This window comes from Guyparkeria hydrothermalis, assembly GCF_023555375.1.
Taxonomy (GTDB): domain Bacteria; phylum Pseudomonadota; class Gammaproteobacteria; order Halothiobacillales; family Halothiobacillaceae; genus Guyparkeria; species Guyparkeria hydrothermalis.
The window spans coordinates 166,414-180,477 of record NZ_JAJSEE010000003.1 but is presented as its reverse complement, the minus strand read 5'-3'; the positions used below and the strand labels follow the sequence as shown (position 1 = coordinate 180,477).

The following is a 14,064-nucleotide window of genomic DNA, read 5'->3' as shown; positions in this document are numbered from 1 at the left end:
CCATGGCAACCACACGAGAACCACAGGCGCCGCCCCAGGGGCCCACCGACCGTGCCGCGCTGGGCTCGTCGAAGGTGCTCCCGGTCGCGATCGGGCTCGCGATCCTGGCCCACCTCGTGCTGCTGGCCGTCGAGATCACCCGCCCCGAGGTGGAGCGCCGCCCGGTGATCGAGATCACCCTCGATGCCCCCGAGGCCGACCGCAGCCTGGACGCCGGCCGGGAGACCGACGAGATCAACCGCGAACTGCCGGCCGACCCGATGCTCGCTGGCCAGCGCGGCCCGGCCAGCCCCACCGAGACCCTCAAGGAAGACGGGCAAGGCCCGCAACAGGAAGGGGCCTGGGCGGCCAGCGACACGCCTCGGCGCCTGTCCACCCAGGACCAGATCGACCAACTCTACGAGCAGGTCAACGCCGCATTGCGCACGGGCTATGCCACCAGCCGCACCCAGGGCGGCCCCGCCGGGCGCTACCTCGCCCGTTGGAAGCGCCAGGTGGAGGCCTACGGCAACCAGAACTACCCGGACGCCCTGGTGCAGCAGAACCTCTCGGGCCAGGTGATTCTCGAGGTCACCATCGGCAAGCAGGGCCACGTGCTCAATCTCGCCATCCGTCGCTCGTCCGGCAATCCGGTACTCGACAACGCCGCGCGCAACCTCCTGCAGGCCGCCGCGCCCTACCCGGCGTTCCCCGACGAACTGGCCGCCAAGCATGACCGATTGGTGATCACGCGCACCTGGGTATTCACCAGCGATCGGCGGCTACTCGACCAGGGGAACTCTGCACGATTCGATGACGTCTCTGCGGGACCTCCAAGGGCCCCAGATGCAAGGCGCAGTCCGCCGTGAAGGGCCGTCGCCCTTTACAAGGGCTGAACCGGATCGGCAGGACGCCGATCCGGCCGGCGCAAGCCGGCCCGAAGGGCGGGGTTCATGGACGAACCCCGCGACGCCGCAGATGAGCCCTTGGAGGCCCGCCCGGACGGGGCTCGCGGGTTTGCCCGCACTCGGCGTTGCCGTCCCTCGACGGGCAACGAGCCCGTCTTCGGTCCGGCGCCTTGATTGCGAACAAACCCGCGAGCCAGAGATGTCACCGAATCGTGCAGAGTTTCCCCAGGCAACAAGCCCTTGATTCGCCATTCGGCGGGCGTTGCGCTCGCCGGGCACCGCCCCTATACTTGCCCGTCGCCCGTTCTCGGCCATGGACCGGAGGACGGGGCAGGCAGCGGCCCCGGGAGATCGGCGCAATCGCCCGGTCCCCGGGCGGCCCCGACCGGGCCCGTTCCGCGAGTCGTCATTCGGCGCTTTTCACTTTCAATTTCAGCGTCTGCTCGGGCAGAAGTGGTGGATAAACATGGCAGTTGAACTCCCGGAAGGTTACAAGCCCTCGGAAGACGAGGAATACATGAACCCGATGCAGCTGGAGTACTTCCGGCAGAAGCTCCTGACCTGGCGCGACCAGCTGATGACCGAGTCGGATTCGACCATCAACCACCTGCGTGAAGAGAACTGGCAGGAGCCGGACATCAACGACCGCGCCACGCTGGAATCCGACGCCGCGCTCGAGCTGCGCACCCGCGATCGCTACCGCAAGCTGATCAACAAGATCGACAAGGCGTTGAAGCGCATCAACGACGGCGACTACGGCTTCTGCGAGGAGACCGGCGACGAGATCGGCCTCAAGCGCCTGGAAGCCCGCCCGATCGCCACCCTGACGATCGAGGCCCAGGAACGCCACGAGCGCCTCGAGCGCGTCCAGCGCGATGATTGACGCCCCGCGTCGCCTGGCGGCTGTCGCCCTGGCCGCCATGCTGGCGCTGGCCAGCGTGCCGGCCACCGCCGAGACCCAGGTGCGGTTGGGCACCAACCACGGCCCGATCCTGATCGAGCTGTTCGACGACCAGGCCCCCGCCACGGTCGACAACTTCCTCGCCTACGTCCGTGACGGTTTCTTCGAGAACACCATCTTCCACCGCGTGATCCCGGGCTTCGTCATCCAGGGTGGCGGGTTTACCGCCGACTTCGAGCGGAAAGCGACCCGCGCGCCGGTCGAGAACGAGGCCGACAATGGCCTGAAGAACCGCCGCGGCACGCTGTCGATGGCGCGCACCAACGACCCGGACTCCGCCACCTCGCAGTTCTTCATCAACCTCGATGACAACGCCTTTCTCGACCGCCAGCCGGGCAAGCCCGGCTACGCCGTGTTCGGCCGGGTGATCGAGGGCATGGACACCGTCGAGGCGATCGCCGCGATCCCGACGGGCGCGGCCGGCCCGTTCCGCCAGGACGTGCCGCGCGAGACCGTGCAAATCGAGTCGGCGACTATCGTCGAAGCGGGCGAATAATCCGACGTGCGGAGGCTTCCTAGACCTCGCCGCCAGACCCCGTCGACGGGCGCATGAACCACGAACGACCCCAGGTCCGTTTCGTCATCCGCGACGAGGAACTCGTTCGCCTGATCGAGGCCATGCGCGCGTCCGACTACCTGCCGCTCGACACCGAGTTCGTCCGCGAACGTACCTACTTCCCGCAGCTCGCCCTGTTGCAAGTCGCCACCACGGATACCGTCTGGCTGGTCGATCCGGTCGCCGGCCTCGACCTCGCGCCCTTCTGGCAGGAGCTGGTCGGCCGCGAGACACCGGTGATCCTGCACGCGGGCGACCAGGACCTCGACCTGATCCTGACCGCCGCCGGCCGGCTGCCCCCGCGCGTCTTTGATACCCAGATCGCCGCCGAGCTGCTCGGCATCGGCGGCCAGATGAGTTACGCCGCCCTCGCCGAGGCCCTGCTCGGCATTCGCCTGGACAAGGGCGAAACACGCAGCAACTGGCTCGCCCGCCCGCTGAGCCAGACCCAGATCGACTACGCCGTGCAGGACGTCGCCCAGCTCCACGCCCTCTACCCGATCCTCGAGCGCCGCCTCGAGGAGGCCGGTCGCCTCGACTGGATGGCCGAGGAAACCGCACGGCAACTCGATCCCGCGCGCTTTTCCCCGCCCGACGAGCGGCGCTGGCAGAAGGTGCGGGGCGTCCAGACGCTCAACCGCGCCGGTCTCGCGGCGCTGCGCATACTGGCCGCCTGGCGAGAGCGACTGGCGCGCGAGCAGGATCGCCCGCGCCGCTGGGTCTGGGGAGACCAGGCCATGCTCGATCTTGCCCACGCCATCGCCCGACGCCTTGCCGACAGCCCGCCCGATGCCGAGGGCATCGACGGGCAGATCGCGCGAGCGCGCTCGCCGCTGGGCGGAGATGCGGCCGCTCGCCGGGCGCTTGCCGAGGAGATCGCCACCGCCCTGGCAGGCGAACCGAGTGGCTGGCCGCGCCTGCCGCGTCCGCCGGTCCTGCCGCCAGCCCAGCGCGAACTGGTAAAATCCCGCCAGAGCCAGCTGGCCGCCCTCGCCGACGAGCAGGCCATCAGCCCCTCGCGGCTGGCGACCAGCGCCGAACTGAAACAGCACCTGGCCAATCCGGATCGGCCATCACGGCTCACCCAAGGCTGGCGGGCCCCGTTGCTCGCCCCCATCCTGCAGGCAACCGACTGAACCACGACCCGGAGGACCTTCCGCAGATGACCGACAACGAGATCATCGAGCTGATCCAGGCCGAACTGCCCGACGCCCGCGTGCGCCCCGACGGGGAAGGCTGCAATTTCCGCATCGCCGTGACCAGCAGCGCCTTCGTCGGCAAGTCCCTGCTGCAGCAGCACCAGATCCTCAACCGCATCCTCAAGCCGGCGCTCGAATCGGGCGAACTGCACGCGGTCACCTTCGACACCCGCACCCCGGACAACTGAGCCCGTCACGCCCCGTGCCACTCGATACCCCTGAGGAACCCCGCATGGCCATTGATTCCAGCAACCGCGATCAGCTTGAGGCCGCCGCCTTCCGCCGACTGGTGGCCCACCTGCAGGAACGCACCGACGTGCAGAACATCGATCTGATGAACCTGGCCGGCTTCTGCCGCAACTGCCTGTCGCGCTGGTTGCGCGAGGAGGCGGAGAAGCAGGGCATCGATCTGCCGGACGCCGAGGCCCGCGAGCACGTCTACGGCATGCCCTACGAGGAATGGAAGGCGCGCTACCAGAAGTAACGCCCCACGCCCCAAAGAAAAACGCCCGGCGCTGTCGCGCTCGGGCGTTTTCTCGTTCCGGGGCCAGTCTCTCGCGGTTACAGCAGGGACGGCCACTCGCCGCTTTGAAGCGACTCGGCCGCTCGCTCGCGGTAGAACGCCACGTCGGCGTTCTGGAACGGCTGGGTATCGTTGGCGGTGATCACGCGGAACCAACCGGTGTAGATGGCCAGCAGCTCATCGACGCTGAACCCCGAGACCTCGCGCGGATCGGCGCTTTTCTGCTCGAGCTCACCGAGTTGTTCGTCGAGGATCTCGTGCAGGCGCACGATCACCGCGGCCAGCGGGTCGTCCCGATGCTGCGGCGTGGTCCCGCCGAGCATGCGCGCGGCGGTCTCCACCGCCTCGGGGTGCGACTCGAGTTTCGCGGCGACCGCATCGAGCATCGGAGCGGCCTTCTCGAGGGCACGCGAGGCCGGCACCGGGAAACCGCGGCCCTGGGTGGACTCGACCTGCATCTTGCCGATTTCCATTGCCGTGACCATGCGCGGCAATCCGGCGTTCTCGGCGCGGCGGATGGCAACGTCGAAACGATCCGGCGTCATGCCCATGCCGCTGCCGAGATACTTGAGATAGGCGATACTCAGGTTCTCGCGCTCGAGGTAGAGTTGACTGCCGCGGCGATAGGTCAGCACCTGGTCGGCCGGCAGGCGCTGCTCGACCTCGAGGGCATCCGGGTCGTCGGAGACGATGCGCGCGCCCGACAACGGCGTGCCGCCCGAGGGATGACAGGTGCCGCTCAGGGTCTTGCCCTTGCCGGTCTCGACCTCGTTGATGCGCAGCGTCACGGTGCCATCGTCGTGCAACTCCTCAACGAAGCCCACGGCGTAGCCGTCGAGCTCGGGATTGGGCTCGAACATGGGCACGAACACCTTCTCGCCCACCTCGAGGTTCGTGGCATTGACCAGGCCGGCGGCGAGCAGCAGGGTCCCGCCCGCGGCGAGACGCGCGACGCGTGTTGCATGACGCGCGACCGGCCGGCCGATCCGCTCACGCAACCAGTCACCCAGCCGACCCGCGATAATGGCCATGCCGGCCGTTCGTCCCACTGAGAGGGAGGTCCACATCATCGATACCTCGACTTACCTGTATTTGACGTGCTTGTCGCCTAGGGAAGGCCTGCACGAATCCGATGCCACTCTGGCTTGGCGAGTCGTTCGTGATCAAGGCGCGATGTCGCCGACGTGCCGGCGGCCACGTCAAGACATCGCAACGCGGAGCACGGGCGACTCGCCAAGCCCCGCCGGGCACGCCTTGAGCCGGGCATCTGCTGCGTTGTCGTCCTTGGAAAGGGAATCACCCTTCCACGGCGGACGAGCGCCTTGCATCTGCCCGGCTCAAGACGCGCAGAGCGGTATCGGATTCGTGCAGACCTTCCCTGCCAGACCGCATCCCGCGGACCGAGTTCCACTCGAATCGAACCCGACGTTCGCACGGGCGCCTCTCGCATGAAGCTCCGGGTACTCGAACGACTGGTCGACGAGCACGGCCCCATCGAGGTGATCGAGCAGGGCGGCGAGGTGGCACTGCACTTTGGCAACCACACCTCGCAATCCGCCTGGCGCCCCGCCGAGCCGGAGCAACTCTGCTTCGCCTATTACCGGGCCATGATGCTGCCCGTGGCGCTGCATCCCGACCCCGCCCGCATCGGCGTGCTGGGGTTCGGTGGCGGCGTGCTGGCGAAGTTTCTTCTCGAACATACCGAGTCTAGCATCCACGCCGTGGATCTGCGCCCGGCGCTCGCCCCCCTGGCTTCGCGGCACTTCGGGCTGGCACTCGATCAACCACGACTCGCATTGTCCTTCGCCGACGTCAGCGCCCCCGACTGGCAGCCTCCGGCACCGCTCGACGTCGTACTGATCGACCTGTTCGACCAGGACGGCATGATCCGCCTGCCTGACCGGGCGGTCGAACGCCTTGCCGAGGCAGTCGCGCCCGGCGGTATGGTCTGCCTCAACCTGTGGCGCAACCACATGCCGGCCGTGATCGAGGCCCATCGCCAGTTCTCTAGCCACTTCCACCGGGATGCCCTCGTCGCCCACGTCCCGGATCGACTCAACACGGTGATGACCTATCGACGCGAGGCCTGGCAGCCGGCGGACCTGGAAGCCGGAGCCAAGCGGCTGACCGCGGCACCGGCGCCCCTGAGGCGCGCCCAGGGGCAGGCCTGGCAATGGCTGCAACCGCTGCGCGGGCAGCGTCGATAAGGGAAGCTCTGCACGATTTGCGAGGCACAAACGAAGAAAGGCCCGCCGTGGAAGGCGGGCCTTTCGGGATGTGGCGCAGCGGACGGGACTCGAACCCGCGACCCCCGGCGTGACAGGCCGGTATTCTAACCAACTGAACTACCGCTGCTTGTAGAGATGATGGTGGGTGGTGAGAGGCTCGAACTCCCGACCTAAGCCTTGTAAGGGCTCCGCTCTACCAACTGAGCTAACCACCCGATGGAGCGGGAAACCGGATTCGAACCGGCGACCCCAACCTTGGCAAGGTTGTGCTCTACCAGCTGAGCTATTCCCGCGCATCTCTCGCGACCGATCGCTCGACCGCGTTTGCTAGAGCGCGCATTATACAAACCCGGATTCGTGACGCAACCCCTCTTGGGCGCGGGTGACGAAAAAATTTCACGCTGCCGCGCGGCGCTCACGCCATCCCCTTGATCGCAGGCGACAAATCCCTCAGCCGGGCAGCCGCTCACCGCCGGCGGCCGGCGCACCGCCCGCTTCGCGCGCGGCCGGCCGATCGGCGTCGGGGGCGGGCTCGTACAGGCCGATCAAGGTCCAGCCCGGTCCCGGTCGCTGGGTCAGCTCGTCACTCAGCGGGCGCAGGTTGCCGTTGGGCGTGATGCCGAACAGCAGTTCGCCGCGCCCCTCGTAGTGCACCAGGTATTCGCTGTAGCCGAAGTTCTCGGTCAGGCGGGTGCTGAACAGCTCCGCGCCGGCCTCGACCAGCCGGAACAGGTGCCCCAGCGACACCCCCTCACCGAACAGGCCGCGGGCGTTGAACTGCGTGGTGATGCGCTGGTTCTCGGAGCCGGCCACCTCCTGCGGGGTCTGCAGCACGAAGACGTTCGACTGGCCGAACTCGTGGCGGTAGCGCACCGCGGCGAGGTTGTTGATCTCCGACTGGGCGGACATGGCGAACATCTGCCCGATACCCACCAGGTCGAGCTTGCGGTCAGCCGCCTCGGACACCGGGTTGCCATAGTAGGTCTCCAGCCCGTCCATGCGCGCCTGGCGGATCTCGCTGTAGTTGCCATCGGCGATCACGACGCGAAAGCCGTGTTTCTTGAGCACCTTGGCAATCTCGCGGGTGACGCGGTTGGCCCCGACGATCAGCACGCCGTGGTCCTCCGGCAGCGCGATATCCAGGGCCCTGGCCAGCGGACGGGCGGTCAGCGAGGCCAACACCACGGTGCCGACGATGATGATGAAGGTCAGCGGCACGATCACCTCGGCACCCTCGAGTCCCTGCTCGACCAGCTTGAGCGCAAACAGGCCCGAAACGGCCGCGGCGACGATACCGCGCGGCCCGATCCAGGCGATCATGGTCTTCTCGCGCCAGTTCAGCCCGCTACCGATCGCCGACAACCAGACCTTCAGCGGCTGGGCGACGAACACGATCGCGGCAAGCACCAGCAACGCCCCGAAGCCCACCTGACTCAGGGTGGCGGGATCGATGCGGGCCGCCAGCAGAATGAACAACCCGGAGATGAACAGGATGCTCAGGGTTTCCTTGAAATGCAGGATGTCGTCGAGCGGCACGCCGCGCATGTTGGCCAGCCAGATACCCATCACGGTCACCGCCAGCAACCCGGATTCCTCGGCGAGCACGTTGGAGGCGGTGAAAACGGCCAACACGGCGGCCAGCACGGTCACGTTGATCAGGTAGTCCGGCAAGGCATGACGCGCCAGCAACTGGCCGAGCAGCCAGCCACCCGCGACACCCAGCACGACACCCAGTCCGACCAGCTCCAGGAACGGCAGTACCACGCCGCCAAGGCCCGCCGCCCCGGTCTGCGACTGGGTCACGATGAATTCGTAGACCAGTACGGCGAGCAGGGCACCGATCGGATCGATGATGATCGCCTCCCAGCGCAGGATCTTGCTGACCCGCGGGCTCGGGCGAACGATGCGCAGCAACGGCGCGATCACCGTCGGCCCCGTCACGACCACCAATGCCCCGAACAGGAAGGCGATCGGCCAGTCCAGCCCGACAAACCAGTGCGCGGCGGTGGCCGCCACGCCCCAGGAGATCACCGCCCCCAGCGAGACCATGCGGACGATTGTCGAAGAGACGCCCTGTATTTCCCGAAACCGCAGGGTCAGGCTGCCCTCGAACAGGATCACGCCGACTGCGAGCGACACGATCGGGAACAGCAGGTCACCGAACAACTGGTCGGGGTCGAGCAGGCCAAAGGCCGGTCCGAGCGTGATACCGATCAGCAACAGGAACAGGATCGCCGGCACCTTGACCCGCCAGGCGAGCCACTGGGCCGCGATGCCCAGCACCACGATGGCGGTCAGGGAGAGAAGAATCGTGTCGTGCATCAAGAAGCTCGTTGGGAATCAGCCCGCATGATAGACGGTATTCGCCAATGCCGGCGAATGCATCGGCGCTCGGGACAACAGGCCACCCAGTCTCTCCTGGCCGTCAATCGCCCGCACGGACGGGTTGCCGCCTTTACGGTTTTCACCCACGAAAAAACCCGGGGCGAACCCCGGGTTGCAAGGAAGGCCGGTAATCCCTCGCGCCCCGGTCGGGGCGCGGGATCGACCTGAAGGCTTACGGATGGATGTAGGCCCAGCCTTCCATCTGACGGTCCGCGACGTGCGCCACGCCCGACGGTACGATGTCGGATTCCTGGGTGTCGTAGAGGTCTTCCTCGACGTCCAGGCCCTTGCCGCGCAGGGTGTTGGCGCAGACCTTGATCTCGACGCCGTTGGCCTTGACGTTGTCGATGGCGGCCTGCAGCTGCGGGTCCATGCGCGCCTCGGTCAGCATGGCAATACCACCGCCGTGGACGGCGATCTCGATCTGGGTCTCGGGGCCCGACGGCGAGTTGATGTGGTTGGTCACGTTACGCAGGCCGGCCTTGATGGTGTTCATGTCCGCCTTGTTGACGTGATAGACGACCTTCTTGGTCTTCTCGGTATCGGCGGCCAGGACGGCGTTGGACTGCAGCGCGAGCGGCGCGGCGATGACCAGGGCCAGGATGGTGAGCATCTTTTTCATGGTTTTTTCCTCCTTCGTGTGCAAAACCAGTGAACTCACCCTACGCCGCCAATACCCGAGCGTGGAAGTCGAAAATTTTTATTGCCTGAGCATGAAGATAAATCAAAGCAGTTGCGAATATTCGCGATCTCTTTCGTTAGAAAACAATTAGATACGGAGACTCGCATGCACCGCCCATCCGTGGCACGAACGAAAAAAGGCCCGTCGGGTGACGGGCCTTTCGCAAGACGACGGGATGACGGATCAGGCGTCGTTGTTGCCGCGGGTGACGATGCCCTGCTGGCGAGAGAAATCGAGCATGCGCTGGATCGACTCGACCGCCTTGACGCGGATCGCCGGGTCGACCGTGATCTCGTGGTCTTGCGGGTGCTTGAGTGCATCGCGCACGCTCACCAGGCCGTTCATGGCCATCCAGGGGCAGTGCGCGCAGGAGACGCAGGTGGCCGAGCGCCCGCCGGTGGGCGCCTCGATCAGGGTCTTGCCCGGCGCGGCCTCGGCCATCTTGTGGAAGATGCCGCGGTCGGTCGCGACAATCAGCGTCTCGTTAGGCAGCTCGGTCGCCGCCTTGATCAGCTGCGAGGTCGAGCCCACCCGATCGGCCATCTCGACCACCGCCTCGGGTGACTCCGGGTGGACCAGGATGGCGGCCTCCGGGTGCTTTGCCTTGAGCTCGGCGAGCGCGTCGGCGCGGAACTCGTCGTGGACCACGCAGGAGCCTTCCCACAGCAGCATGTCCGCGCCGGTCTTGTCGCGGATGTAGCGCCCCAGGTGCTTATCCGGGGCCCAGAGGATCTTCTCGCCGCGCTCCTTCAAGTGCGTGACGATCTCCAGCGCGTTGGAACTGGTCACCACCCAGTCGGCGCGCGCCTTCACCTCGGCCGAGGTGTTGGCGTAGACCACCACGGTGCGGTCGGGATGCGCGTCGCAGAAGGCGGTGAACTCCTCGGGCGGGCAACCCAGGTCCAGCGAGCACTCGGCGTGCAGCTCGGGCATCAGCACGCGCTTCTCGGGGCTCAGGATCTTGGCGGTCTCGCCCATGAAGCGCACCCCACAGACCACCAGCGTCTGTGCCTCGTGCTCGGCGCCGAAGGCGGCCATGTCGAGCGAGTCGGACACCCGCCCGCCGGTCTCGTCGGCCAGGATCTGCAGGTCCTCGTCGACGTAGTAATGGACCACCAGCACCGCATTCTGCTCGGCCAAGAGCTCCTTGATCTCGGCCCGCAGGGCCTCGCGCTCCTCGGCGGTCACCGGGGCGGCCGGCTTGGAGGCCAGCGCGATGCGGGCGATCTCGGGTTCGAGGGCGACGGGGATCTCGCGCGCGGCGCGATCGGATTGGGCATTCGCGGTCATACGGCCTCCCGGAAAGGGCGGCGCGCCGGGTCGCCCCGGCGGCCAACGAACAGGGCACGACTACCACCCATGACTATGGACGGCAGCACCGATTGCAAGGTCGGGACGTCGCTCAGCCCTTGCCTTCCTTGTTCTCCTTGGGCGGCAGGCGCACGCGGATCGACAGCTCGCGCAGGGCGGCCGGATCGATCTCGCCGGGCGCGTCGGTCAACAGGCAGGCCGCCGACTGGGTCTTGGGGAAGGCGATCACGTCGCGGATGGAGGTCGCGCCGCTCATCAGCATGGCAATGCGATCGAGACCGAAGGCGACGCCGGCCATCGGCGGCGCGCCGAACTTGAGCGCGTCCAGCAGAAAGCCGAACTTCTCGTTGGCCTCGTCCTCGTCGATGCCGAGCTGGGCGAACACGCGCTGCTGCAGGGCCGGGTCGTGGATACGCACCGAACCGCCGCCGAGCTCGTAGCCGTTCAGCACGAAGTCGTAGGCGCGCGAGCGGACGTTCTCCGGGTCGGACTCGAGCTGGTCGACGTCCTCGGGGTGCGGCGCGGTGAACGGATGGTGCAGCGCGTAGTGGCGGCCGTCCTTCTCGTCGTACTCGAACATCGGGAAATCGACCACCCACAGCGCCTGGTAGCCGTGCTCGACCAGGTCGAGATCGTGACCGAGGCGCACACGCAGGGCGCCCAGTGCCTCGTTGACGATCTTGGCCTTGTCGGCGCCGAAGAAGATCAGGTCGCCGTCGGCCGCATTGGTGCGCTCCATGATGCCGGCGACCGCCTCGTCGGTGAGGAACTTCAGGATCGGCGACTGCAGGCCCTCGCGCCCGGCGGCCGCGTCATTGACCTTGATGTAGGCCAGGCCCTTGGCGCCGAAGATCGAGACGTACTTGGTGTAGTCGTCGATCTGGCTGCGCGGCATCTTGCCGCCGCCCGGGACGTGCAGCGCAGCGACGCGACCGCGCGGGTCGTTGGCCGGGCCACTGAAGACCTTGAAGTCGACGTCCTTGACCAGGTCCGCCACGTCGACCAGTTCCAGCGGGATACGCAGGTCGGGCTTGTCGGAGCCGAAGCGGCGCATGGCCTCATGCCAGGTCAGGCGCGGCAGCGGGTCGGGCAGTGCCACCTCGACCGCCTCGATGAACAGGTGACGCATCATGTTCTCGATCAGGCCCATCACCGTCGCCTCGTCGGCGAAGCTCATCTCGAGGTCGAGCTGGGTGAACTCGGGCTGGCGATCGGCGCGCAGGTCCTCGTCGCGGAAGCACTTGACGATCTGGTAGTAGCGCTCGAGCCCCGACACCATCAACAGCTGCTTGAACAGCTGCGGCGACTGCGGCAGGGCAAAGAACTCGCCCGGATGGGTACGCGAGGGCACGAGGTAGTCGCGCGCGCCTTCCGGGGTGGCCTTGGTCAGCACCGGGGTCTCGACGTCGATGAAGCCGGCGTCGTCGAGGAAGCGGCGCATGGCGCTGGTCACGCGGTGGCGCAGGCGCAGGCGCTCGAGCATCTCCGGGCGACGCAGGTCGAGGTAGCGGTAGCGCAGGCGCACGTCCTCGGAGACCCGCTCGTCGTCGAGCTGGAACGGCAGCGGTTCGGCGCGGTTGAGCACGGTCAGCGACAGACCGAGCACCTCGATCTGGCCGGAGCGGATGTTGGGGTTCTCGGTGCCCTCGGGGCGGTTGCGCACCCGGCCGCGCACCTGGATGACGAACTCGTTGCGCAGCGTCTCGGCAACCGCGAACATCTCGGGGTCGTCCGGATCGAACACCACCTGCACCAGGCCGTCCCGGTCGCGCAGGTCGACGAAGATCACGCCGCCGTGGTCACGGCGCCGGTTGACCCATCCGACCAGCTCGATTTCCTGGTCGAGCAGCGCCTGGTCGACTTGTCCGCAGGTGTGTGTCCGCATCGGCATTGTCATCAAACCCGTCATGGTGAAAAGCCCGCTATGGTAGCGCCAGCGGCGGGATTTTTCGAGCGCCGCCGGTCGGATCAACCCTCGTCGCGTGAATCCGTCCGGCCCAGGTACGGCTCGGGCGGCGCGGTATCGAGCACGCGCCCGTTGCCATCCCGCCGCGGTGGGACGACCACGCCCAGCGAGACCACCATGCGAAAGCCCTCCTCGACGGTCATGTGAAGCTCGATCAGCTCCGAGCGCGGCACCATGATCACGAATCCCGAGGTGGGATTGGGCGCGGTGGGCACGAACAGCGTCACCAGGTGCTCCTCGGTACGGTCCTGCACCTCGCCGATCGGCTCGCCCGAGACGAAGGCAATCGACCAGGCGTTGCGACGCGGGTACTCGACCAGCACCACCTCGCGAAACGAGCGCGAGTCCTGCGAGACGAAGGTCTCGACCACCTGCTTGACGGCCGAGTAGATGCTGCGCACCAGCGGGATGCGGTTTAGCAACCGCTCCCAGGCGTGGATCAGGCTGCGCCCGAGGATGTTGGCCACCAGCGCGCCGGTCAGCAGCACGATCACCACGGCGAAGAACGCGCCCATGCCCGGCAGTTCGAAGCCCAGCAGGGCCTCGGGCCGATACGCCGCCGGCAGGAGCACGATGCTCTTGTCCATGAAGGAGATCAGGGCGTTGACCACCCAGAAGGTGACCGCCAGCGGCGCCCAGACCAGGATGCCGGCGATCAGCCAGCGACGCAGGGTGACAAAGCGCCCGCCCTTGCCGGGCTTGTCATCCGGCTCCGGCCCTTGCTCCTGCCCCGGCGACCGCTCGCTCATGCGCCCCCCACCGGGAGCAACGGCCGGAGCCAGGAGGCGATGGCCGCCAGCAGCGCCAATGCGGCGAGCAGCGTGAACCACTGGCGCAGACGCTGGTAGGACCAGCCCACCGGCAAGCTATCCAGCCAGTGGCGATCGATCTGCCAGGACACCACCAGCAGCAGGAACAGCAGCGAAAGCGACAGCACCGCCCAGGGGAGCATCGCCGCCACCCAGGCGGCCAGCACCAGCAGCGCCCCCCAGCCCAGGCGGTGGCGCGCATCGCCGACCAGCAGGGCGCGCTCGGCCGGCGTGGTTGCCAGCACGACGCCCCAGTGGATCGCGCCGAGAAACCCCAGCATCACCGCCGCGTAGGCCGACAGCGCATCGAGCGCGTGGGCCGACCAGGCCGGCGTGGCCACCCAGGTCAGGGCCGACAGGACCCAGAACGGGATCAACAAGCCGAACGCGAGCAGGTAGGCGGTAGTGCGCATTCCGATCTCCTTGGCCGATGGCCGTCGTCATGCCGGGCGGCACGTGGGACTGTCCGCATTCTACGCCCAAGCCCGGACCGGAACGAAGTCGTCGCCCGAGCTCCGCAAACAACAACGCCCGGGGAGCCCGGGCGTTTGCCAGCA

At 67.3% G+C, this 14,064-nt stretch carries 14 protein-coding genes and 3 tRNA genes; 7 read left to right on the top strand and 10 right to left on the bottom strand.

From position 1 onward, the window contains the following. Positions 1-2: 2 nt before the first annotated feature. The 6 genes from LV475_RS05770 (at position 3) to LV475_RS05745 (ending at position 4,087) form a co-directional block, all read left to right on the top strand. Complete coding sequence (locus tag LV475_RS05770) at positions 3-848, top strand: energy transducer TonB (protein ID WP_250105915.1); 846 nt, start codon at positions 3-5, stop codon at positions 846-848. A gap of 505 nt (positions 849-1,353) precedes the next feature. Then, positions 1,354-1,770: an RNA polymerase-binding protein DksA gene (gene dksA, locus LV475_RS05765; RefSeq protein ID WP_136866804.1), complete on the top strand. Its 417-nt coding sequence runs from the start codon at positions 1,354-1,356 to the stop codon at positions 1,768-1,770. A 37-nt stretch (positions 1,771-1,807) separates the two neighbouring features. After that, on the top strand, positions 1,808-2,344 hold the full coding sequence (locus LV475_RS05760) for a peptidylprolyl isomerase (protein ID WP_250105958.1): 537 nt from the start codon (positions 1,808-1,810) through the stop codon (positions 2,342-2,344). A gap of 53 nt (positions 2,345-2,397) precedes the next feature. After that, on the top strand, positions 2,398-3,540 hold the full coding sequence (locus LV475_RS05755) for a ribonuclease D (protein ID WP_250105914.1): 1,143 nt from the start codon (positions 2,398-2,400) through the stop codon (positions 3,538-3,540). Positions 3,541-3,566: 26 nt separating this feature from the next. After that, positions 3,567-3,791, top strand: a complete 225-nt coding sequence (locus LV475_RS05750) for a BolA/IbaG family iron-sulfur metabolism protein (RefSeq protein WP_136866807.1) — start codon at positions 3,567-3,569, stop codon at positions 3,789-3,791. A gap of 50 nt (positions 3,792-3,841) precedes the next feature. Beyond that, entirely contained in the window at positions 3,842-4,087 is a 246-nt protein-coding gene (locus LV475_RS05745; RefSeq protein WP_197039273.1) for a DUF1244 domain-containing protein, read from the top strand. Positions 4,088-4,164: 77 nt separating this feature from the next. Here the strand turns inward: LV475_RS05745 and LV475_RS05740 are convergent, their stop codons facing one another. Then, positions 4,165-5,157, bottom strand: a complete 993-nt coding sequence (locus LV475_RS05740; RefSeq protein ID WP_136866809.1) for a hypothetical protein — start codon at positions 5,155-5,157, stop codon at positions 4,165-4,167. Positions 5,158-5,574: 417 nt separating this feature from the next. On the opposite strand from LV475_RS05740, the gene LV475_RS05735 reads away from it, so the two are divergent. Further along, positions 5,575-6,333 carry a spermidine synthase gene (locus LV475_RS05735; RefSeq protein ID WP_250105913.1) on the top strand — a complete coding sequence of 253 codons (759 nt, stop codon included), beginning with the start codon at positions 5,575-5,577 and terminating at the stop codon, positions 6,331-6,333. 71 nt (positions 6,334-6,404) lie between these two features. Here LV475_RS05735 and LV475_RS05730 read toward each other — a convergent pair. The 9 genes from LV475_RS05730 to LV475_RS05690 all read right to left on the bottom strand — a co-directional run bounded on the left by LV475_RS05730 (position 6,405) and on the right by LV475_RS05690 (position 13,920). Beyond that, positions 6,405-6,481, bottom strand: a tRNA-Asp gene (locus LV475_RS05730). Positions 6,482-6,493: 12 nt separating this feature from the next. Then, positions 6,494-6,569, bottom strand: a tRNA-Val gene (locus LV475_RS05725). Between the two features lie 2 nt (positions 6,570-6,571). Further along, a tRNA-Gly gene (locus LV475_RS05720) sits at positions 6,572-6,647 on the bottom strand. 157 nt (positions 6,648-6,804) lie between these two features. Beyond that, a complete protein-coding gene (locus LV475_RS05715; RefSeq protein WP_136866811.1) occupies positions 6,805-8,676 on the bottom strand; it encodes a cation:proton antiporter in 1,872 nt (623 codons plus the stop codon). Between the two features lie 235 nt (positions 8,677-8,911). Then, the gene (locus tag LV475_RS05710; protein ID WP_136866812.1) at positions 8,912-9,361 is read right to left on the bottom strand and encodes a DsrE family protein; all 450 of its coding nucleotides are present in this window, start codon (positions 9,359-9,361) and stop codon (positions 8,912-8,914) included. Positions 9,362-9,604: 243 nt separating this feature from the next. After that, complete coding sequence (gene nadA, locus LV475_RS05705; protein WP_136866813.1) at positions 9,605-10,711, bottom strand: quinolinate synthase NadA; 1,107 nt, start codon at positions 10,709-10,711, stop codon at positions 9,605-9,607. Positions 10,712-10,823: 112 nt separating this feature from the next. Next, positions 10,824-12,617, bottom strand: coding sequence for an aspartate--tRNA ligase (gene aspS, locus LV475_RS05700; RefSeq protein ID WP_250105912.1), 1,794 nt, complete (start codon positions 12,615-12,617; stop codon positions 10,824-10,826). A gap of 83 nt (positions 12,618-12,700) precedes the next feature. Further along, positions 12,701-13,447 carry a DUF502 domain-containing protein gene (locus LV475_RS05695; protein WP_250105911.1) on the bottom strand — a complete coding sequence of 249 codons (747 nt, stop codon included), beginning with the start codon at positions 13,445-13,447 and terminating at the stop codon, positions 12,701-12,703. After that, positions 13,444-13,920, bottom strand: a complete 477-nt coding sequence (locus tag LV475_RS05690; protein ID WP_136866815.1) for a DUF3429 domain-containing protein — start codon at positions 13,918-13,920, stop codon at positions 13,444-13,446. Before LV475_RS05690 ends, LV475_RS05695 begins: the two co-directional genes overlap by 4 nt. Between the last annotated feature and the right edge of the window lie 144 nt (positions 13,921-14,064).

Coding starts and splice junctions, on each gene's coding strand:
- LV475_RS05735 (WP_250105913.1), top strand. CDS start 5,575: ATGAAGCTCCGGGTACTCGAACGACTGGTCGACGAGCACGGCCCCATC.
- LV475_RS05750 (WP_136866807.1), top strand. CDS start 3,567: ATGACCGACAACGAGATCATCGAGCTGATCCAGGCCGAACTGCCCGAC.
- LV475_RS05715 (WP_136866811.1), bottom strand. CDS start 8,676: ATGCACGACACGATTCTTCTCTCCCTGACCGCCATCGTGGTGCTGGGC.
- dksA (WP_136866804.1), top strand. CDS start 1,354: ATGGCAGTTGAACTCCCGGAAGGTTACAAGCCCTCGGAAGACGAGGAA.
- LV475_RS05690 (WP_136866815.1), bottom strand. CDS start 13,920: ATGCGCACTACCGCCTACCTGCTCGCGTTCGGCTTGTTGATCCCGTTC.
- LV475_RS05740 (WP_136866809.1), bottom strand. CDS start 5,157: ATGGCCATTATCGCGGGTCGGCTGGGTGACTGGTTGCGTGAGCGGATC.
- LV475_RS05695 (WP_250105911.1), bottom strand. CDS start 13,447: ATGAGCGAGCGGTCGCCGGGGCAGGAGCAAGGGCCGGAGCCGGATGAC.
- nadA (WP_136866813.1), bottom strand. CDS start 10,711: ATGACCGCGAATGCCCAATCCGATCGCGCCGCGCGCGAGATCCCCGTC.
- LV475_RS05755 (WP_250105914.1), top strand. CDS start 2,398: ATGAACCACGAACGACCCCAGGTCCGTTTCGTCATCCGCGACGAGGAA.
- aspS (WP_250105912.1), bottom strand. CDS start 12,617: ATGCGGACACACACCTGCGGACAAGTCGACCAGGCGCTGCTCGACCAG.
- LV475_RS05770 (WP_250105915.1), top strand. CDS start 3: ATGGCAACCACACGAGAACCACAGGCGCCGCCCCAGGGGCCCACCGAC.
- LV475_RS05760 (WP_250105958.1), top strand. CDS start 1,808: ATGCTGGCGCTGGCCAGCGTGCCGGCCACCGCCGAGACCCAGGTGCGG.
- LV475_RS05710 (WP_136866812.1), bottom strand. CDS start 9,361: ATGAAAAAGATGCTCACCATCCTGGCCCTGGTCATCGCCGCGCCGCTC.